At 41.9% G+C, this 21,733-nt stretch carries 18 protein-coding genes; 14 read left to right on the forward strand and 4 right to left on the reverse strand.

Annotation, left to right across the window (positions count from 1 at the left end; all coding sequences use genetic code 11):
- Window positions 1–3 precede the first annotated feature (3 nt).
- Complete coding sequence (locus tag DWX96_RS06950; protein ID WP_118057100.1) at window positions 4–1,317, reverse strand: NAD(P)/FAD-dependent oxidoreductase; 1,314 nt, start codon at window positions 1,315–1,317, stop codon at window positions 4–6.
- Complete coding sequence (locus tag DWX96_RS06955; protein ID WP_118057101.1) at window positions 1,314–2,762, reverse strand: NAD(P)/FAD-dependent oxidoreductase; 1,449 nt, start codon at window positions 2,760–2,762, stop codon at window positions 1,314–1,316. Before DWX96_RS06955 ends, DWX96_RS06950 begins: the two co-directional genes overlap by 4 nt.
- Before the next feature lie 248 nt (window positions 2,763–3,010).
- Here DWX96_RS06955 and DWX96_RS06960 point away from each other — a divergent pair, with 248 nt between their 5' ends.
- Window positions 3,011–3,997 carry a helix-turn-helix transcriptional regulator gene (locus DWX96_RS06960; protein ID WP_117947732.1) on the forward strand — a complete coding sequence of 329 codons (987 nt, stop codon included), beginning with the start codon at window positions 3,011–3,013 and terminating at the stop codon, window positions 3,995–3,997.
- Between the two features lie 15 nt (window positions 3,998–4,012).
- The gene (locus tag DWX96_RS06965; RefSeq protein WP_118057102.1) at window positions 4,013–4,417 is read left to right on the forward strand and encodes a hypothetical protein; all 405 of its coding nucleotides are present in this window, start codon (window positions 4,013–4,015) and stop codon (window positions 4,415–4,417) included.
- A gap of 99 nt (window positions 4,418–4,516) precedes the next feature.
- Here DWX96_RS06965 and DWX96_RS06970 read toward each other — a convergent pair whose 3' ends face one another.
- Window positions 4,517–6,127 carry a CTP synthase gene (locus tag DWX96_RS06970; protein ID WP_117947730.1) on the reverse strand — a complete coding sequence of 537 codons (1,611 nt, stop codon included), beginning with the start codon at window positions 6,125–6,127 and terminating at the stop codon, window positions 4,517–4,519.
- 251 nt (window positions 6,128–6,378) lie between these two features.
- Here DWX96_RS06970 and ftsH point away from each other — a divergent pair, with 251 nt between their 5' ends.
- The 11 genes from ftsH to fba all read left to right on the forward strand — a co-directional run bounded on the left by ftsH (window position 6,379) and on the right by fba (window position 18,801).
- The gene (gene ftsH, locus DWX96_RS06975; RefSeq protein ID WP_118057103.1) at window positions 6,379–8,340 is read left to right on the forward strand and encodes an ATP-dependent zinc metalloprotease FtsH; all 1,962 of its coding nucleotides are present in this window, start codon (window positions 6,379–6,381) and stop codon (window positions 8,338–8,340) included.
- Window positions 8,330–10,204 (forward strand): excinuclease ABC subunit UvrC, encoded by a 1,875-nt coding sequence (gene uvrC / locus DWX96_RS06980; protein ID WP_242988750.1) that lies wholly within the window; start codon window positions 8,330–8,332, stop codon window positions 10,202–10,204. Before ftsH ends, uvrC begins: the two co-directional genes overlap by 11 nt.
- Before the next feature lie 20 nt (window positions 10,205–10,224).
- A complete protein-coding gene (locus tag DWX96_RS06985) occupies window positions 10,225–11,520 on the forward strand; it encodes a methyl-accepting chemotaxis protein (protein ID WP_117696659.1) in 1,296 nt (431 codons plus the stop codon).
- Window positions 11,521–11,565: 45 nt separating this feature from the next.
- Window positions 11,566–12,507, forward strand: coding sequence for an HPr(Ser) kinase/phosphatase (gene hprK, locus DWX96_RS06990; RefSeq protein ID WP_022243584.1), 942 nt, complete (start codon window positions 11,566–11,568; stop codon window positions 12,505–12,507).
- Window positions 12,508–12,523: 16 nt separating this feature from the next.
- Window positions 12,524–13,915 carry an aminopeptidase gene (locus DWX96_RS06995; protein ID WP_117696662.1) on the forward strand — a complete coding sequence of 464 codons (1,392 nt, stop codon included), beginning with the start codon at window positions 12,524–12,526 and terminating at the stop codon, window positions 13,913–13,915.
- Between the two features lie 27 nt (window positions 13,916–13,942).
- Window positions 13,943–14,854 carry a UDP-N-acetylmuramate dehydrogenase gene (gene murB / locus DWX96_RS07000; protein ID WP_117842223.1) on the forward strand — a complete coding sequence of 304 codons (912 nt, stop codon included), beginning with the start codon at window positions 13,943–13,945 and terminating at the stop codon, window positions 14,852–14,854.
- Complete coding sequence (gene rapZ, locus DWX96_RS07005; protein ID WP_118057105.1) at window positions 14,851–15,723, forward strand: RNase adapter RapZ; 873 nt, start codon at window positions 14,851–14,853, stop codon at window positions 15,721–15,723. The genes murB and rapZ overlap by 4 nt, the downstream gene beginning before the upstream one ends.
- Window positions 15,724–15,736: 13 nt before the next feature.
- A complete protein-coding gene (gene whiA, locus DWX96_RS07010) occupies window positions 15,737–16,654 on the forward strand; it encodes a DNA-binding protein WhiA (RefSeq protein WP_022243580.1) in 918 nt (305 codons plus the stop codon).
- Between the two features lie 21 nt (window positions 16,655–16,675).
- Complete coding sequence (locus tag DWX96_RS07015) at window positions 16,676–16,930, forward strand: HPr family phosphocarrier protein (protein WP_022243579.1); 255 nt, start codon at window positions 16,676–16,678, stop codon at window positions 16,928–16,930.
- A 25-nt stretch (window positions 16,931–16,955) separates the two neighbouring features.
- A complete protein-coding gene (locus DWX96_RS07020; protein ID WP_117696671.1) occupies window positions 16,956–17,864 on the forward strand; it encodes a diacylglycerol/lipid kinase family protein in 909 nt (302 codons plus the stop codon).
- 70 nt (window positions 17,865–17,934) lie between these two features.
- Window positions 17,935–18,801 (forward strand): class II fructose-1,6-bisphosphate aldolase, encoded by an 867-nt coding sequence (fba, locus tag DWX96_RS07025; protein ID WP_022243577.1) that lies wholly within the window; start codon window positions 17,935–17,937, stop codon window positions 18,799–18,801.
- A 49-nt stretch (window positions 18,802–18,850) separates the two neighbouring features.
- On the opposite strand, the gene DWX96_RS14950 is transcribed toward fba, so the two are convergent.
- The gene (locus tag DWX96_RS14950; RefSeq protein ID WP_242988756.1) at window positions 18,851–19,132 is read right to left on the reverse strand and encodes a DUF4368 domain-containing protein; all 282 of its coding nucleotides are present in this window, start codon (window positions 19,130–19,132) and stop codon (window positions 18,851–18,853) included.
- Window positions 19,133–19,567: 435 nt separating this feature from the next.
- Between DWX96_RS14950 and DWX96_RS07035 the strand changes: the two genes are divergently transcribed.
- Window positions 19,568–21,688, forward strand: a complete 2,121-nt coding sequence (locus DWX96_RS07035; RefSeq protein ID WP_117842224.1) for a glutamine synthetase III family protein — start codon at window positions 19,568–19,570, stop codon at window positions 21,686–21,688.
- Window positions 21,689–21,733 lie beyond the last annotated feature (45 nt).

A 21,733-nucleotide genomic window follows, 5' to 3' on the forward strand; every position in this document is an offset into this window, starting at 1 on the left:
CTCTTACGCCTCCTCTATACAAATGGTAATCTGCTCTAAACCAGGGCAGTTGGTAAGTTGTTCTCTGGTAAGGACAACGGATTCCATCTCGCCCGGAGCCATAACCGGACGTTTCCGGAAGCTGATACGTTCTTTGCCGAAGTAAGTGGCAATTCCGCAGTTTTTATAAATTTGTCCCACGCGGAACCGGACAGTAACTTTGTCTGCCATAGCCTCCGGCCGGATGTATTTTGGAACGGTATAGCGGACGCCACCGGTTGGAATAATTTCGACAGATGGCTGGCTGCATTCGGAAACGGATGCATCGGAATGCTGGCTGTTGGTATTACATGCATCAGCAGTGTTGCCGGATAAAATATAATGTGCAGCATTCGCTCCGGCGATACCGGCTTCTTCAGAAACATAATCCACCAGGTCATGGACATGCAGGACATTTCCACAGGCAAAAACACCGGAAATACTGGTTTCTAAGCTGTCATTTACAACAGGACCGGAGGTGACCGGATTTAAAGTGACACCGGCACTGCGGCTTAATTCATTTTCCGGAATCAGACCACAGGATAAGAGGAGCGTATCGCAGGAATAATATTCTTCTGTACCGGCAATTGGCCTTCCATCGGAGCCGACTTCTGCAATGGTAACACCGGTGACACGTTCTTTTCCTTCAATATCAATAACGGTATGGCTTAATTTCAACGGAATATCAAAGTCATTCAGACATTGAACAATATTACGCTTGAGACCACCGGAATAAGGCATCAGTTCTGCTACGACTTTTACTTTGGCACCCTCTAAGGTCATGCGGCGTGCCATAATCAGACCGATATCACCGGAGCCTAAGATAACGACTTCTCTGCCCGGCATATAGCCTTCCATATTGACAAGACGCTGTGCCGTTCCGGCGGAGTAGATACCTGCCGGACGATAGCCCGGAATATTAAGGGCACCACGGCTCCGCTCCCTGCAGCCCATGGCAAGGATAATTGCTTTTGCCTGAATCTCAAACATGCCATCTTTCCGGTTCATGGCAGTTATTTTTTTCTTATGGGAGATATCCATTACCATAGTGTTTAATTTGTAAGAGATGCCAAGAGCGAGTACTTTTTCAATAAAGCGGGAAGCATATTCCGGCCCGGTCAGCTCTTCCTTAAAGGTATGAAGTCCGAACCCGTTGTGGATACACTGGTTTAAAATGCCGCCAAGCTCTTTGTCACGTTCAATAATCAGAATATCATTTATTCCATTTTCTTTTGCGGATACAGCGGCTGCAAGTCCTGCAGGACCGCCACCAACGATTACTAAATCATATGATTTCATGGCATTTCCTCCTGAATCTCTTTGTTATATCCATAGACAAACTGCGATGAGCCACCACATTTGCTGATGTCCGTCATTTCCATAGGAACTTCTCTGGAAAGAATTTCCATGGTACGCGGGGAACAAAAGCCTGCCTGACAGCGTCCCATGCCTGCTCTGGTACGACGCTTGATGGCATCTAAAGAGCGGGCACCCAGCGGGCGGTGAATAGCATCGAGAATTTCTCCTTCTGAAATCATTTCGCAGCGGCAGATAATGTTTCCATAGGCAGGCTGCTTTTTGATCAGTTCATTTCTTTCTTCTAAGGAAAGCTCTTCTGGTCTTAAAATTCCTTTGCGGGTGGCAATGAAATTTTCTTTTTCGGTTAAATGCATCTTATCCTGCACCAGTCTGGCCATCATGACGCCAATGGCTGGTGCAGAGGAAAGTCCTGGAGATTCGATACCAGCGGCATCAAAAAAGCCGGGAGCATCAGCTGCTTCGCCGATGATAAAGTCGCCATTATCTTCATGGGCACGTAGTCCTGCAAAAGAAGTAATGACCTGACGCATCGGAAGATTCTTAACGCTGTGGGAGGCTTTTTCGGAAAGAGAAGCAAGTCCTTCTCTGGTGGTATTGCTGCCTTCTTTGTTATCGGTATCCTCTGCGGTCGGACCAACGAGAAGATTGCCGTGAACCGTAGGAGTAACCAGGACACCTTTTCCCATTTTACCCGGTAGCTGGAAAATCGTATGGGATACATGAGTTCCGGCAGATTTATCAAGAAGCTGGTATTCGCCTTTCCGGGCGGTAATGTGAAGTTTTTTGCTGCTTACCATATTGTGAAAAACATCTGCATATACACCGGCAGCGTTGATAACAGTTTTTGCGGTGATATTCTGCTTATCAGTGGAAATCAGGTATCCATCTTCTAGGCTGGTGATAGAAGTTACAGTAGTATTTAAAAAGAATTCAACGCCATTTGCAACGGCATTTTCTGCGAAGGCAATTGTCATATGAAACGGACAGACGATACCACCTGTGGGCGCGTAGAGAGCACTTGTGACATGAGCGTCTAAATTTGGCTCCATGGTGAGTAAGGCTTCGCGGTCAAGAATGCGTAAGCCTTTGACCCCGTTTTCTTTCCCCTGTTCCAAAAGACGTTCCAATTCGCTGGCATCCTGTTCATCGGTGCAGACCACCAGAGAACCGTTTCGTACAAAAGGAATGTCCAGATCCTTAGAGAGAGTATCCATCATGGCATTTCCTTCTACATTAAGCTTTGCTTTCAGTGTGCCCGGTTTTGCGTCAAATCCGGCGTGGATAATGGCACTGTTGGCTTTGGAGGTTCCGCAGCAGACATCCTCTTCCCGTTCAATGACACAGATGCCTGCCTGATAGCGGGATAACTCTCTGGCAATGGCACAGCCGGTGACTCCGGCACCAATAATTGCAATATCGTACATAAATGACTCCTTTCTGCTGGCAACAAAAAAGGCAAGATAAATAAAAGCGATGCTCTCGCTCTTCTTTACCTTGCTCTCGTCTCTTGGTAATTCAATCTTTATTTATACATATTATAACATGAATTGGAATGGGTGACAATTCCTTTTTTACAGTAAAATGAAAAACATAATTTAGGCGGGTGACGAGAAATGTCAGAAAATTTAAAAAACAGGTATCACAAAGTTTTGCCCTATGCTATACTAGAACTATGGGAAAAACAGAGCATCAGAAACTGAAAATATTATATATATTAGAACTGCTGTATGAACAGACGGATGAGAAGCATGCTGTCAGGATGAGGGATATTATAGCATATCTGAATCAGAAAGGTATTTCGGCAGAACGCAAAAGTATTTATCGGGATTTGGAGATGCTGCAGGACTTTGGTGTGGATATTTTAAGGGAACAGGAGTACCGAGGCGGATATTATATCGGAAGCCGTGATTTTGAACTGGCAGAATTGAAACTTTTGGTGGATGCGGTGCAGTCATCGAAGTTCATTACACAGAAGAAATCAAGAGAGCTGATACATAAGTTGGAGAAGCTGGTCAGCGTCTATGAGGCAAAACAGCTTCAGCGTCAGGTGGTGGTAACCAACCGGAATAAGACCATTAATGAGAATATTTATTATAACATTGATATGATTTACAATGGAATTTCCGGAGATGTAAAAATCCGTTTCCAGTATTTTTCGTGGAATATCGAAAAAGAAATGGAGCTTCGACGGGACGGAGCATTTTACGAGGTGAGTCCGCTGGTGCTTTCCTGGGATGATGAGAATTATTATCTTATAGCATATGATGAGGAAGATAGGATTATCAAGCATTTCCGCGTGGATAAGATGCTTAAGATTTCACTGACCAGAAAGAAACGGGAAGGTCTTAAGCAGTTTGAAACCTTTGATATTGCATCTTATTCAAAGAAAACTTTTGGTATGTTTGCTGGTGAGGAAGAAACGGTGACACTGCTTTGTGAAAATGATATGATTGGCGTGGTGATTGACCGGTTTGGGCAGGAAGTAAATGTCAGAAAAGCAGATGATATGCATTTTAGAGCAAGACTTCATGTGGCAGTCAGCGGACAGTTTTACGGCTGGCTTTGTGGTCTTGGAGAAAAGGTTGAGATTATTGAGCCGGCAGAGATGAGAGAAAACTATGTGACATATCTTCAGAGGATACAGAATAAATACAGTTAGCAGGTGATGGGAAGAATGGAGACAGAAGTTAAGTATTGTAAGATGTGCAGAAAGGAATTGCCGCCTTTGTCAGACAGGGAATACTGTTATGCCTGTGAGGAACTGCTTCTTTTTGATAAAGTGCGGGAATTTGTACGAAACAATGATGTAAATGAATATCAGGTGGCAGAGTATTTTGATATTCCGGTACGGATGGTAAAGCAGTGGATTAAAGAGGGAAGAATTGAATATAAAGAAAAGGATAAAGCAGGTATTATGTCGAATTATTGTTCCCGGTGCGGACAGCCGGTTTCCTTTGGAACACTTTGTCCACAGTGCCTGCGTCTTTTAAATGGAGAAAAGGCCAGAATGATTGGTTTCTCAAAACCGGAAGAAGGGGAAGAGGGCGAGATGCGTTTCTTAGACGGAGAAAGAAAGTAAGCAGTACTGCTTTGATTTTTGGTTATATTTGTAAAACAGAAACAGCCTGTGATTTTCATGATTTATCATGAAAATCACAGGCTGTTTTTAAAATAAAGTCTATTTCTGCTTTCTGATTTCAGTTGCTGCTTTAATAAAGCCTTTGAATAAAGGATGTGGACGGTTTGGTCTGGATTTTAATTCTGGATGGGCCTGGGTTGCAACGAACCAAGGGTGTCCAGGAATTTCTACCATTTCTACGATACGTCCATCTGGAGAAAGACCACACAGCTTCATACCGTTTTCGGTAAGAATGTTACGGTAATCATTGTTCACTTCGTATCTGTGACGATGTCTTTCGTGGATGGTTTCTTCTCCGTAAACCTGATAAGCAAGGGAATCAGTATCCAGAACACATGGGTAAGAACCGAGACGTAAGGTTCCACCGATGTCTTCAATGCCATCCTGATCCGGCATCAGAGCAATGACAGGATGTGTGGTATTCGGGTCCAATTCGATGCTGTGCGCGTCATTGAGTCTGCAGACGTGTCTTGCATATTCAATGATAGCAACCTGCATACCAAGACAGAGACCAAGGTATGGAATTTTATGTTCTCTTGCATATTTTGCAGCAGTAATCATTCCTTCTACACCACGGTCACCGAAACCACCCGGTACAATAATTCCGTCAGAATTACCAAGAATTTCTTCTGCATTTTCATCATTTAATAATTCGGAATCTACCCAGTTTAAATTAACGGTTGCACGCTCGGCAATTCCACCATGTTTTAATGCTTCTACAACAGAGATATAAGCATCATGAAGCTGTGTATATTTTCCAACTAAGGAGATATTTACTTCCTGAATCGGATTGCGTAATGCTTCAACCATATCGGTCCAGTCTTTTAAATCCGGCTCCGGACATGGAAGATGAAGAGAATCACAGGCAACCTTTGCCAGATTTTCTTTTTCCATGGCAAGTGGTGCTTCGTAGAGATATTCTACGTCCAGATTCTGCAGCACATGGTCATTTGGCACATTACAGAATAAAGCAATTTTATCTTTTAAGCCCTGGTCTAAAGGATGCTCGGAACGGCATACGATAATATCCGGCTGGATACCCATTCCCTGTAATTCCTTTACACTGGACTGTGTCGGTTTGGTCTTTAATTCACCGGATGCCTTGATATAAGGAATCAGTGTTACATGAATCAGAATTGCATTTTCATGTCCGACTTCATGCTGGAACTGTCTGATAGACTCTAAGAAAGGCTGGCTTTCAATATCTCCAACAGTACCGCCTACTTCAATGATGGCAATATGGGTATCATTGGAAGTAAAGTTACGGTAGAATCGGCTCTTGATTTCATTGGTAATATGTGGAATTACCTGAACAGTACCTCCACCAAAGTCTCCACGGCGTTCTTTCTGAAGTACAGACCAGTAAACCTTTCCGGTAGTAACGTTAGAATTCTTGGTAAGACTTTCATCAATGAAACGTTCATAATGGCCTAAATCCAGGTCGGTTTCTGCTCCATCATCGGTAACGAAAACTTCACCGTGCTGGATTGGGTTCATGGTACCCGGGTCAATATTGATATACGGGTCAAATTTCTGCATAGTAACCTTGTAGCCTCTGGCTTTTAACAGACGACCAAGTGATGCAGCAGTAATGCCTTTTCCGAGACCGGAAACAACTCCACCGGTGACAAAGACGTATTTTACAGGCATGGTAGTTCCTCCTTAAATGTGTGTATATGGTTAAAACTTAGATAGACCGACAGTGAATGCGCCGTCGGTCTCATTTTTTCTCAAACTTAGTCTATTATACAACGACAGTAAAAATAAATCCACAAAAATTTATAAAATATTTAGAAAAGAAAGGAAAACTTAACAGAGTTATTATTGATTTATCCGGGCAGATTACATATAATAAGAACTATATTTTGGGAGAGTTTCGAGAATCATATACGGAGGATACAATGGATAACCTGTTTAATAATGGAAATAATAATCAGAATGGTGGAAATAATAACCAGAATAATGGGAATAATAATCAGAACGGCGATAAAAAGGGCGGTAATGGCCAGATGATACTGGCATTTGTTATCATTACTCTTGTGACGCTGTTCTTTATGAGTCTTTTAAACCGTTGCAGTGCAGATATGACTTCCCAGCGGATTACCTATACGGAATTTGTCCAGATGGTAAAGGATGACAAGGTAGAAAAGGTCGAAGTAGGTGCAAACCAGTATAATATCACACCAAAGTCAGATGATAAGACGTTAGTAAAGATGACCTATTATACCGGATTTATTAAAGATGAAAATTTATTAGACCTCTTAAATAAACACAATGTAGAAATTGACGGATATATTCCGAATAATACATCGACATGGGTATTTAATATTTTAAGTATTGTATTGCCTTTGATTATTATCTGGATTATTTTTGGCGCAGTCATGAAGAAGGCCGGCGGCGGAATGATGGGAGTCGGCAAGAGCAATGCCAAAGTATATGTAGAAAAGACAACCGGTGTAACCTTTAAGGATGTTGCCGGACAGGATGAAGCAAAAGAATCTTTACAGGAAGTGGTAGATTTCCTGCATAATCCGAAAAAATACCGTGAAATCGGAGCAAAACTTCCGAAGGGAGCATTGCTTGTAGGACCTCCTGGAACCGGTAAAACGCTGCTTGCCAAGGCAGTTGCCGGAGAAGCAAATGTTCCGTTCTTCTCACTGGCCGGTTCTGACTTTGTAGAGATGTTTGTAGGTGTCGGTGCATCCCGCGTAAGAGATTTGTTTAAGGATGCCCAGAAACAGGCACCATGTATCATATTTATTGATGAGATTGATGCCATCGGCAAGAGCCGTGACAGCAGATTCGGCGGTGGAAATGACGAGCGTGAGCAGACCTTAAACCAGCTGCTGGCAGAGATGGATGGATTTGATACTTCAAAGGGACTTTTGGTTCTGGCAGCAACAAACCGTCCGGAAGTACTGGATAAAGCGTTACTTCGCCCAGGCCGGTTTGACCGTAGAATTATTGTAGACAAACCGGATTTGAAGGGTCGTCTTGAGACGCTGAAGGTACACTCCAAAGATGTGCATATGGATGAATCCGTAGATTTGGAAGCAATTGCTCTGGCAAGTGCAGGACTGGTTGGATCCGATCTTGCAAATATGATTAATGAAGCTGCTATTAATGCAGTAAAACATAACCGTAAATTTGTAAATCAGAGTGATTTGTTTGAAGCCTTTGAAATCGTGGCAGTTGGTGGAAAAGAGAAGAAAGACCGTGCCATGAGTAATCATGAGAAGAAGATTGTTTCTTATCATGAAGTAGGTCATGCAATGGTTACTGCATTACAGAAGAATACAGAACCGGTACAGAAAATTACTATCGTACCAAGAACCATGGGGGCATTGGGATACACCTTGCAGACACCGGAAGAAGAGAAATTTCTTGAGACCAAGGATGAATTAATTGCCAAGATAACGACTTATATGGCAGGCCGTGCAGCAGAAGAACTGGTATTCCATTCTGCAACCAGTGGAGCAGCAAATGATATTGAAAATGCGACCAAGATTGCAAGGGCAATGATTACACAGTTTGGTATGTCAGATAAATTTGGCATGATGAGTTTGGCTTCTGTAGATAATGCATATCTGGATGGTGCAGCACATTTGAATTGCGGCGATGAGACAGCGGCACAGATTGATGAAGAAGTCCGTACCATGATTCATAACTGCTATCAGGAGGCATATCAGCTCTTAGAAGAGAATCGCGAGGTATTAGACCATATTGCGGATTATTTATATGAACATGAAACCATTACGGGTAAAGAATTTATGAAGATATTCCGTGAGTTAAAAGGGCTGCCGGATCCGGATGAGGAAAAGAAGGAAGAAGACCAAAAAGAAGAGAACGGGAATGACGTTTAATATTAAAGAAGAATTAAAGAAGCTTCCGAATCAGCCGGGGGTCTATATCATGCATGATGCCAGTGATGCCATTATCTATGTAGGTAAGGCAGTAAGCCTTCGAAACCGGGTACGTCAGTATTTTCAGGCGTGTCATGACGAAGGAATCAAGAAAGACCAGATGGTAAAGAAGATTACCCGGTTTGAATATATTATCACTGATTCGGAATTAGAAGCACTGGTATTAGAATGCAATTTAATAAAAGAGTACAGACCGAAGTATAATACCATGCTCCGGGATGATAAGACTTATCCCTATATAAAGGTGACTCTGGGGGAAGAATTTCCCAGGGTTCTCTTTTGCCGTCAGCTGAAAAAAGACAAATCCAGATATTTTGGTCCATATACCAGTGCCGGTGCGGTGAAAGATACGATAGATTTGTTGAAAAAAATTTATCATTTAAGAACCTGCAACCGGGTATTGCCAAGAGATATTGGAAAAGAACGTCCGTGCCTTAATTACCATATTCATCAGTGTCAGGCACCCTGTCAGGGTTATATTTCCAAAGAGGAGTACCGGGAGAAAATCAATCAGGCAGTAGATTTCTTAAATGGCAATTATCAGCCGGTTTTAAAAGAATTAGAAGAGCGTATGATGCAGGCATCGGAAAATATGGATTTTGAGCGGGCAATTGAGTACCGGGAACTTTTAAACAGTGTAAAACAGGTGGCACAGAAGCAGAAAATCACCAGTTCCGATGGAGAAGATAAAGATATAATAGCTCTTGCAGCCGATGACCGGGATGCAGTAGTCCAGGTATTCTTTATCCGGAGCGGAAGGCTTATAGGAAGAGAACATTTTTATGTAACTATTGCCAATGAAGACAGTAAGGAACAGATACTGGCAACATTTTTAAAGCAGTTCTATTCCGGAACACCATATATCCCAAAGGAAATCATGCTGCAATATGCAGTTGAGGATGCGGCAGTTATTGAAGACTGGCTGACTAAGAAGCGTGGTCAGAAGGTAGTACTCCGGGTACCACAGAAAGGAATGAAGGAAAAACTGGTAGAGCTGGCAGAGAAAAATGCCGCACTGGTATTGTCCCAGGACAGGGAAAAACTAAAGCGTGAAGAAGGCAGGACAATCGGTGCAATGAAAGAAATTGCATCCTGGCTGGATTTAGAAAAGTTAGAACGCGTGGAAGCCTATGATATTTCCAATATCAATGGATTTGAAACGGTAGGTTCCATGGTGGTTTATGAAAAGGGAAAACCACAGCGCAGTGATTACCGGAAATTTAAGTTAAGAACTATCACGGGACCGGATGATTATGCATCCATGCACGAGGTTCTGACCCGCAGATTTACCCATGGACAGGAAGAAAGGAAAATTTTACAAAAAAAAGGGCTGGATGACCAATATGGGGGATTTACAAAGTTCCCGGATTTGATTATGATGGATGGTGGAAGAGGTCAGGTAAATATTGCTCTTCAGGTGCTGGATGAACTGCATCTTTCCATACCGGTCTGTGGAATGGTAAAAGATGATCATCACAGGACGAGAGGATTATATTATCAGAATATAGAGATACCGATAGACACTTCCGGTGAAGGATTTCATTTGATTACAAGAATACAGGATGAAGCACATCGGTTTGCTATAGAATATCATCGTTCTTTACGAAGTAAGGAACAGGTGCATTCTGTGCTGGATGATATCCCGGGAATCGGGCCGGCACGAAGAAAGGCGCTGATGAGAAGGTTCCAGTCCTTAGACGCAATTCGCAGTGCATCCATAGAAGAATTGTCTGGGACAGAAGCGATGAACGAAAAAGCAGCGGAAGAAGTATTCCGCTTTTTCCACAGGGGAGAGGAAAAATAAAAAGAAAAAGGAGAATCACTATGACCAAAGAAGAAAAATTCAAAAACAAAAGTATCAAGAAAAAAGTTAATGATGCATTTAACATGATATTCAGGCTGTATTTTGCAACAGTAGCACTAGCCAGTCTGGGATTGATTCTGCTGGCAGTGGTGCCGGATGCGTTCCGTATTCCGGTTCTGGTTATCTGCATTGTGATTATGCTGACAATTGTAGTAGTAAGTGTTACTTTAACCGGCCGGGAATCCAAGTGGTTAATTTATTATATTGTAAAACCAATCCGGGAATTAGAAGATGTAGCAGAGCATCTTTCCCATGGAGAATTGCATGAGAAAGTAACTTATCAGTCTGAAGATGAAATCGGAGAACTGGCAAACCGGTTCCGTAATATGGAAGATACTTTACAGAAAATTGTTGGCGATTTACAGAATATTTTAAAAGAATTTGCACAGGGTAATTATACCGTACGTTCTTCATGCAAAGAAGCATATGTGGGAGAATTTGAAACGGTGATGGAAGAGCTGGTAAGCACCATCCAGAACGTAAGCAGTACATTATGCCTGATTAAGGAATCTTCTAATCAGGTAGCCGCCGGTTCTGAACAGCTTGCAATCAGCTCCCAGGATCTGGCAAAGGGTGCAACAGACCAGTCTATTGCAGTAGATAATCTGGTGGAGAATGTTTCAAAGGTTACAGAACAGGTTGTTGCAAACAGCAAGTCAACAGATATTGTACATGACCGTGCAAAGAGCGTAGGAATGGAAGCAAATGTCAGCCAGAACAAGATGCGGGAACTTATGGAGGCAATGGAACGTATCTCGACAACATCCAAAGAGCTGGAAAGAGTTATTACTGAAATTGATGGTATTGCAAGCCAGACCAACCTTCTTTCCCTGAATGCATCCATTGAGGCTGCAAGAGCCGGAGAAGCAGGAAAGGGATTTGCAGTTGTTGCGGAGCAGATTCGTATGCTGGCTGAAAGCAGTGCAGAATCTGCAGAGACATCCAAGCATTTACTGGAGACAAACCAGGTAGAAGTAGAACATGGAAACGAAGTAACACAGCAGACATCGGAATCATTAAATAAGGTTATTACAGAACTGGATGCTATTATTACAGAAGTTGCTAATATCAGAATTGCATCTGACCGCCAGGCAGTGTCAGTAAAAGAAATTGAAGATGGTGTAAAACAGATTGATGATGTTATTCAGACCAATTCTGCAGCATCCCAGGAAGCATCAGCAACCAGTGAAGAATTGTCTGCAGAGGCAACTTCTTTAGATGAACTGGTAGAACGTTTCAAATTATTAGAACAGTAAAGAATTATAAAAATACAGGGGTGAAGATAAGGAAGGAGTCATGCCATGGAAGGTGTAGGAATTGAGAAAATTGTAAAAAAACTGCAGTTAAAGAAATATATTGAGGATATGGAATTAAAGGGACACCGCATCAGACTTGCGGATGTAAACCGTCCGGCGTTACAGCTGAGCGGATATTTTGAACATTTCGAGCAGTCCCGTGTACAGATTATCGGTATGGTAGAATATACATACCTGCAGCATTTGAATGATTCAGAAAAGGACAGCATTTACAGCCGGTTCTTAAAATATGATATACCATGTGTTATTTTCTGCAGGGATTTACAGCCGGATGACCTGTTCTTACAGAGGGCAAAGGAAAATAATGTTCCGGTATTCGGAACAGGCAGAAGCACATCAGAATTCATGGCGGAGCTGATTTATCTTTTGAGTGAAGAGCTTGCCCCGTGTATTACCATCCATGGTGTGCTGGTAGACGTTTACGGTGAGGGACTTCTGATTACCGGTGAAAGCGGAATCGGTAAGAGTGAAGCAGCACTGGAACTGATTAAGCGGGGACATCGTCTGGTAACAGATGATGTGGTAGAAATCCGTAAAATCAATGAGCATACCTTAACCGGCACATCACCGGATATCACCAGATACTTCATTGAGTTAAGAGGTATTGGAATCATTGATGTAAAGACTTTGTTCGGTGTTGAGTGTGTAAAAGAGAAACAGAATATCGACCTTGTAATTAAACTGGAAGACTGGAAGAAAGATAATGAGTATGACCGCCTTGGCCTTGAGGAAGAATATACAGAGTTACTTGGAAATAAAGTAGTATGTCATTCCCTTCCAATCCGTCCAGGCCGAAATCTGGCAGTTATCTGCGAGGCTGCAGCCGTTAACCATAGACAGAAGAAGATGGGTTACAATGCAGCTCAGGAATTGTATCGTCGTGTACAGGCAAATCTGAACAAGAAGGACGACGAGGAAGAAGAGTAAAAGGAGATTCATTCATATGGAACGAGAAGTAGCATGGAATCATTACAGTGAAGAAGAGAAGAAGAAAGTTTTTGAATTTGCAGAAGAGTATCGTAAATTTATATCAGCATGTAAGACAGAAAGAGAATGTGTACGCACTTTTGTAGAGCGGGCAGAGGCAGCAGGATATCTTGATATAAAGAAAGTGATTGCAGAAGGAATAAAACTGGAATCCGGTGCAAGAGTGTATGCAGATAATAATGGAAAAGCACTTGCTATGTTCATTGTAGGAAAGAAACCAATGGAAGAGGGCATGCGGATTCTCGGCGCACATGTGGATTCTCCGAGAATGGATTTAAAACAGAATCCATTCTATGAAGATACCGGGCTTGCTATGTTAGATACCCATTATTATGGTGGTGTGAAGAAATACCAGTGGGTAACACTTCCGCTGGCATTGCATGGTGTAGTGGCAAAGAAAGACGGAAGTGTAGTAGAGGTAAATATTGGAGATAAGCCGGGAGATCCGGTATTTGGTGTCAGTGATTTACTGATTCATCTTGCCGGTGAGCAGATGGAAAAGAAAGCAGCAAAGGTTATTGAAGGAGAAAACTTAGACCTTCTGATTGGAAGTATTCCGCTTGCAGGTGAAGAAAAAGAAAATGCCAAGGATACGGTAAAAGAAAATATCCTTGGAATCTTAAAAGAGGAATATGAAATTGAGGAAGAAGATTTCCTGTCCGCAGAGATTGAAGTGGTACCAGCCGGAGAAGCAAGAGATTATGGACTTGACCGGAGCATGATTATGGGGTACGGACATGATGACAGAGTCTGTGCGTATCCATCCTTTGAGGCAATGCTGGCAAAAAATGAAACACCGGAATATACCAGTGTATGTCTCCTGGTAGATAAAGAAGAAATCGGCAGCGTGGGAGCAACCGGGATGCAGTCGAGATTTTTTGAAAATATGACAGCAGAAGTGATGGCAGCAGCAGGACAGTATACAGAACTTGCACTGCGTCGTGCATTGCAGAATTCCCATGTATTATCCTCTGATGTCAGTGCGGCATTTGACCCCAATTATCCGTCCGTTATGGATAAGAAAAATGCAGCATATTTTGGAAAAGGAATGGTATTTAATAAATATACCGGTTCCAGAGGAAAGTCAGGTTCTAATGATGCCAGTGCAGAATATGTTGGAAAATTGCGTGCAGTGATGGACGATGGTAATGTATTTTATCAGACTGCAGAATTAGGTAAAGTAGACCAGGGTGGCGGCGGAACCATCGCGTATATTCTGGCAAATTATGGAATGCAGGTAATTGACAGTGGTGTGGCAGTTTTAAATATGCATGCACCATGGGAGATTATCAGTAAAGCAGATTTATATGAAGCATATAAAGGATATGTAGCATTTTTGGCTTCATAGAGAAATAAAAAATGGGAGAAGCAAATTGTGAGAGAAGACTGGATAGAAGCCATTAAGACAATTGTAGATGAAAGCAGAATACGCTTGCAGGAGCCGATGAGCCGTCATACCACATTCCGGATTGGGGGCATGGCAGAGATTTTTCTGATGCCGACCATAAAAGAGGCAGTGGATGTTATCACATTGTGCAGAGCAAAGAAGATTCCGTATACGATTATAGGAAACGGAAGCAATCTTCTGGTGGGCGATAAGGGAATTCCCGGAGTGGTCATTGAATTTGGCGCAAATGCTTCTTCCATTGAAGTAAAGGAAAATATGATCCGTGCTGAAGCGGGAGCATTGCTTTCGAAGGTTGCGCACAAGGCACTGGAAGCATCCTTAGGCGGCATGGAATTTGCAGCAGGAATTCCGGGAAGCATCGGAGGTGCAGTTGTGATGAACGCCGGTGCTTATGGCGGAGAGATGAAGGATATTTTAGTATCTGCGGATCTTTTGACCAAAGATGGTGAAGTGGTAGAAGTTCCGGTAGAAGAGATTTCCTTAAGTTACAGACACAGCCGTGTTATGGAGACCGGGGAAGTAGTGCTGGGTGTAACGTTAAAATTAGTATCCGGAGAAAAAGAGAAAATTGAAGCTGTCATGCAGGAACTCCGCCAGAAACGGCAGGAGAAGCAGCCGTTGGAATTCCCAAGTGCAGGAAGTACCTTTAAGCGGCCGGAAGGCTATTTTGCCGGAAAGCTGATTATGGATGCCGGGTTAAGAGGCTATCGTGTGGGAGATGCCCAGGTATCTGAGAAACATTGCGGCTTTGTTATAAACCGTGGGCAGGCAACTGCAGCAGAAGTGGAAGAGCTGATGCGCAGGGTGCAGGAAAAAGTAGAACAGGAGTTTCAGGTAAGACTGGAGCCGGAAGTAAGAAGGTTAGGAGAATTTTCATGAAACTGGTAATTCTGACAGGAATGTCCGGGGCGGGAAAGAGTACAGCACTTAAGATGATGGAGGATATCGGATTTTATTGTGTCGATAATCTGCCGATTCCGCTGATTGAAAAGTTTATAGAGTTGGCAGATTTAAGAAATACCGAGCTTCAGAAGGTTGCTGTGGGTGTGGATATCCGAAGCGGACAGGCATTGGAAGATTTGCAGGATATTCTTGACCACCTGAGAGGTGAAGGAAAAGAATTTGATGTACTGTTTTTGGATGCAGAGGATGGTGTGCTGGTAAAACGTTATAAAGAAACCAGAAGAAGTCATCCACTGGCAGGAAGCGATCGTGTCGATAAAGGCATCGAAGAAGAAAGAAGAAGATTGGAATTCTTAAAGAAACAGGCAAATTACATTATAGATACCAGTCATCTTCTGACCAGAGAATTAAAAACAGAATTAAATAAAATATTTGTAGAGAATCAGGAGTTTAAGAATTTATTTATCACAATTTTATCCTTTGGATTCAAGTATGGAATTCCGGCAGATGCAGATCTGGTGTTTGATGTACGTTTTCTGCCAAATCCGTATTATGTGGAAGGCTTACGCCAAAAGAATGGCAATGATAAAGAAATTCAGGATTTTGTGATGCAATATAAGGAAGCCCACGTATTTCTGGATAAATTAGAAGATATGATAAAATTCCTGATACCGAATTACATAACAGAGGGGAAGAGCCAGCTGGTAATTGCCATTGGCTGTACCGGAGGCAAGCATCGTTCCGTAACCCTTGCCAATGAATTGTTTAAACGGTTGGAGAAACAGAAACAGTTTGGAATTAAGATAGAGCATCGTGACATTGAAAAGGATACGATGCGGCACTAGATGGAGATATGAGATGTCTTTTTCGGGAGAAGTAAAGGCGGAACTGGAGAAGCATATAAGTAAAAGCAGACACTGCCAGTTAGCAGAACTTGCAGCAATTATAAGTTTTTCCGGAAGAATGATATTGACGGGAGCAGATCCCAGATTGGAAATTGCAACAGAACATGCCGGATTGGCAAAAAAGTGCTATACGCTTTTGAAGCGGGCATTTGACATCAGTGCAGAGTTATCTGAACAGAATCCGGGTGTGTTATATATAGAAGAACAGGATGCCATGCGCAGGGTATTAATGGCACTTAAATTTTTGGAAGAGGACGGTTCACTGCATCCGTTCCGACAGGCAGTAAATGGAATGTTGCTGCAGAAGTCCTGCTGTAGAAGGACGTTTGTAAGAGGAGCATTTCTGGCTTCGGGTTCCATGAGTGACCCGCATAAATCCTATCATTTTGAAATTGTATGTGCAACGCCACAACAGGCAGAACAGCTCAGGACGGTAATCAGTGACTTTGGCATGGATGCGAAAGTGGTGGAACGTAAGAAGCACCATGTGGTATACTTAAAAGAAGGTGCACAGATTGTGGATATGTTAAATATCATGGAAGCACATGTGGCACTGATGAACCTTGAAAATGTACGCATTTTGAAAGAGATGCGTAACAGTGTAAACCGGCAGGTAAATTGTGAAACTGCCAATATTAATAAGACAGTGAATGCTGCAGTAAAGCAGATTGAAGATATTAAGTTTATCCAGGAAAAGGGACGACTGCAGGAATTGCCGGATAATCTTTACGAGATGGCACAGGTACGTTTGGAGCACCCGGAAGCGCCTCTTAAGGAACTGGGGGCATACTTAAATCCACCGGTGGGAAAATCCGGTGTGAATCACAGGTTAAGAAAGATAAGTGAAATTGCTGAAAACATGAGAGTATGAAAAGGATGAGGAGGAATACATATGATGAAGAAAGAGGTGACCATTAAATTTGTCAATGGTGTCGAAGCAAGTCCCATTGCATTGCTTGTTCAGACTGCAAATCGTTTTTCCAGCAGTATTTATATTGAATCCGGAGATAAAAAAGTAAATGTGAAGAGCATTATGGGTATGATGTCACTGGCAATGAATTATGAGGATATGGTAACAGTTGTTACTGAGGGTGAGGACGAGAAGGAAGCCTTGGATACATTGGAACAGTTCCTGTCTGAGGGCTAGAAGGAAAAGAGAGGTTATGTAAAAAATGAAAAAGAAATTACTTTTTATATTTAATCCACATTCCGGCAAGGGACTGATTAAGAATAAACTGTTAGAAATTGTAGACATTATGGTAAAGGCAGATTATGAAGTAACCATATATCCGACACAGAGCAAAGGGGATGCGCAGAACCATGTCAGAGAAGAAGCGAAGAATTATGATCTGATTGTCTGTAGTGGTGGAGACGGTACTTTGGATGAAGCAGTCAGCGGAATGATGGAAAGTGAAGAAAAGACACTGCTTGGCTATATTCCGGCAGGAAGTACCAACGACTTTGCCAATTCTTTAAGAATACCTAAAAGCATGCTAAAGGCAGCAAATGTAGCGGTAAAGGGAAGACGGTTTCCGGTAGATATAGGATATTTTAATGGAGATTCATTCGTATATGTGGCAGCATTTGGACTGTTTACTGCAGTATCTTATCAGACCAGCCAGCAGTTAAAGAATGTATTAGGACACGCAGCTTATATTTTAGAAGGAATGAAACAGCTTTTAGACATTCCGGTCTATAAGATGCGGGTAGAATATGATGATGAGGTATTAGAGGACGAATTTATCTATGGTATGATTACCAATTCTATTTCTGTGGGGGGATTTAAGAACCTGACAGGTAAAAATGTACTCCTGGATGACGGTGTTTTTGAGGTGACACTGATTAAAGCACCGAAGAATCCACTGGAGTTAAATGAGATTATTGCAGCATTAACCAGCCGCAAGGATGATACCGACCTGGTATACTCATTTAAGAGCAGCAATATTAAGTTTTATCCGGAAGAAATTATTCCATGGACTTTAGATGGTGAGTTTGGGGGAGACCATAAGGAAGTGGAAATAAGAAATATGCACCAGGCTTTGGAGATTATGGTCAAGAATAAAGAAACATCTGTAAAATGATTGTTATATTTTTAACTTTATTTTTGGGAAAAGCCATGGTACAATGAAAAAAAACAATGGAGGAATCAAAATGTTAGTATCAGCAACAGAAATGTTAAAAAAAGCAAAAGCTGGTCATTATGCAGTAGGCCAGTTCAATATCAACAACCTTGAGTGGACAAAATCAATACTGTTAACTGCAGAAGAATTAAAATCCCCTGTAATTCTTGGTGTATCTGAAGGTGCAGGAAAATATATGACAGGTTTTAAGACCGTTGCAGCTATGGTAAAAGCTATGGATGAAGAACTTGGAATCACAGTTCCTGTAGCACTTCACTTAGATCATGGAACATATGAAGGATGTTATAAATGTATCAAAGCTGGATTTACATCTATCATGTTTGATGGTTCTCATTATCCATTTGAAGAGAACCTTGCTAAGTCTACAGAGCTTGTAAATGTAGCTCATCAGCTTGGACTTTCTATCGAGTGTGAGGTTGGTTCCATCGGTGGAGAAGAAGACGGAGTAGTTGGAATGGGCGAGTGCGCAGATCCTAACGAGTGTAAGACAATCGCTGATCTTGGTGTAGATATGCTTGCAGCAGGTATCGGTAATATCCACGGAAAATATCCGGCAAACTGGAAAGGACTTTCCTTCGAGACTCTGGACGCTATCCAGCAGAAGACAGGAACTATGCCATTAGTACTTCACGGTGGTACAGGAATTCCTGCAGATATGATTAAGAAAGCTATCTCTCTTGGCGTATCTAAGATTAATGTAAATACAGAGTGTCAGTTATCTTTCGCAGATGCTACACGTAAATATATTGAAGCTGGTAAGGACTTAGAGGGCAAAGGATTTGACCCACGTAAATTATTAGCTCCAGGTGCAGAAGCAATCAAAGCTACTGTAAAAGAAAAAATGGAATTATTTGGTTCTGTTGGAAAAGCAGAATAAGAATGATTTTTATAAGGGCCGCCCATTAGAGGGTGCAAGTAAGGGATTTTTATCCTTTGAAAAATTGGCATAGTTTCGGAGAAATCCGGCTATGCCATTTTTTTCTTTTGCTTGCAGGAAGATTAACTGCACCAATGCAGTTGTAGATAATTTGGATTTCCTGCTGTCTGCGACCATCCATTTTCTCTGCTTTGAATACAATAATCTTGTCATCGAATTCTCGTATAATCTCAGCATTTAATTCTGTAAATTCAGCATATTTCTTTACTAATGATAAGAAGTACTGTGCATTGAGGTTTTCTTCCTTAGCCTTTGATAAGAATAATTTCAGTTCAGAGACTCTTTATATTCTTTCTTGCCTGAAATGCTGGAAACCACGGAATGTGTACATTAAAAAGTACAGAAGAGGGCACGGAAAAAGTAGTTGCAGATGAGAATGGGTATGCAGTACCGCCTGGCAGCAACTGATTTCGAAACCGGCGATTGATAAAATCGACAAAAAATGTATATTATTTTGCACAAATTTGTAGAATGTATCAAAAATAAAAAAAATATAAACTTTGACTTGATTTTTTAGAAAGTTTCATGTATTTTAGATATAGCAGATGAAATGTGCGTGACGAACAAGGGTGTTCCAAAGGAATTGGAATGCCCTTTTTTCTATATCTGGGGAATTACCGGAGGAGAGAAGTCATACATTGATTGCAGAAAATAAAAATCATATTTCTCAGGGGATTTATGGTGAGAGGCAGAAAGGATGTATAGTATGAGTGAGACAGAATATTTCAATGTAGCAGATATTTTCGGCGAGAACGTATTCAATGATGCAGTAATGCAGGAACGTCTTCCGAAAAAGACCTACAAAAAGTTAAGAGAAGTAATCGAAGAGGGAAAAGAATTAGACCTTGAGACAGCAGACGTAGTGGCACATGAGATGAAAGAGTGGGCAATCGAAAAAGGAGCTACCCATTATACACACTGGTTCCAGCCATTAACAGGGGTAACTGCTGAGAAACATGATTCCTTTATTACAGCACCAATGCCAAACGGTAAAGTTTTGATGAGCTTTTCAGGTAAGGAATTAATCAAAGGTGAGCCGGATGCATCTTCTTTTCCATCCGGTGGATTAAGAGCAACCTTTGAGGCAAGAGGATATACAGCATGGGATTGTACTTCACCGGCATTCGTAAGACAGGATGCAGCAGGAGCAACTCTTTGCATTCCTACCGCTTTCTGCTCTTACACAGGAGAAGCATTAGACCAGAAGACACCGTTACTTCGTTCCATGGAAGCAATTAATACCCAGTCTCTCCGGCTTTTAAGATTATTTGGAAATACAACATCTAAGAAAGTAACTCCTTCCGTTGGACCGGAGCAGGAATATTTCATCGTAGACAGAGAAAAATATTTAAAGAGAAAAGATTTAATCTTTACCGGACGTACCTTATTTGGAGCAATGCCTCCAAAAGGACAGGAAATGGATGACCATTACTTCGGAATCATCCGTGAGAGAATTGCAGCATACATGAGAGATGTAAATAAAGAATTATGGAAACTTGGTGTATCTGCAAAGACACAGCATAACGAAGTTGCTCCTGCACAGCATGAGTTAGCTCCAATCTACTCCGAAGCAAACGTAGCAGTAGACCACAACCAGTTAGTAATGGAAACCTTAAAGAAGGTTGCCGGTCGTCATGGCTTACAGTGTCTGCTTCATGAGAAGCCATTTGCAGGTGTCAATGGTTCTGGAAAACATAACAACTGGTCTATCACAACAGATGATGGAATTAACTTATTAGAGCCGGGCAAAACACCTCATGAGAACGTACAGTTCTTATTAGTGCTTACCTGTATCTTAAAAGCAGTAGATAAACATGCAGATCTGCTTCGTGAATCTGCAGCGGACGTTGGAAACGACCACAGATTAGGAGCAAACGAGGCACCGCCAGCAATCGTTTCTATCTATCTTGGAGAACAGTTACAGGATGTATTATCACAGCTTATCTGCACCGGAGAAGCTACACACAGTTTAGCTGGTTCTAAATTAGAGACTGGTGTTAAGACATTGCCTGACTTCATGAAAGATGCAACAGACCGTAACAGAACTTCACCGTTTGCATTTACCGGAAACAAATTCGAGTTCCGTATGGTTGGTTCCCAGGATTCCATCGCACAGCCAAACGTTGTATTGAATACAATCGTAGCAGAAGCATTTTCTGAGGCGTGTGATGAACTGGAAAAAGCAGACGATTTTGATATGGCAGTACATGATCTGATTAAGAAATATGCAACTGAGCATCAGAGAATCGTATTCAACGGAAACGGATATTCTGATGAATGGGTAGAGGAAGCAGAGCGTCGTGGACTTCCAAACATCAAGTCCATGGTAGATGCAATCCCGGCACTGAATACAGAAAAAGCAGTTTCTTTATTCGAGCGTTTTGGTGTATTTACCAAAGCGGAGCTGGATTCCCGTGTAGAAATCGAATATGAGACCTACGCAAAAGAGATTAACATCGAAGCAAAAGCTATGATTGATATTGCAGGAAAACAGATTATCCCGGCAGTTATCAAATATACAACAGAGCTTGCAACTTCTGCAGCAGCTGTAAAATCTGTATGTGATGCAGACATCAGTGTTCAGACAGAATTACTGGCAGAAGTATCTGACCTCTTATCTGAGACCAAGGTTGCTTTGGCAAAACTGGAAGAAGTAACAGAAAAAGGTGGAACAATGGAAGAGGGAAGAGATCAGGCTGTATATTACAGAGATGTTGTAAAAACAACAATGGATGCATTAAGAGCTCCGGTTGACAAGTTAGAGATGCTTGTTGACAAAGATATATGGCCAATGCCATCTTATGGAGATTTAATCTTCGAAGTATAAAAAAGAACTTTAATTGCAGGGCATTCTCCTTAGAACAGACGGAAA

The organism is Roseburia sp. AF22-2LB, from assembly GCF_003461125.1.
GTDB lineage: Bacteria > Bacillota > Clostridia > Lachnospirales > Lachnospiraceae > Roseburia_C > Roseburia_C amylophila.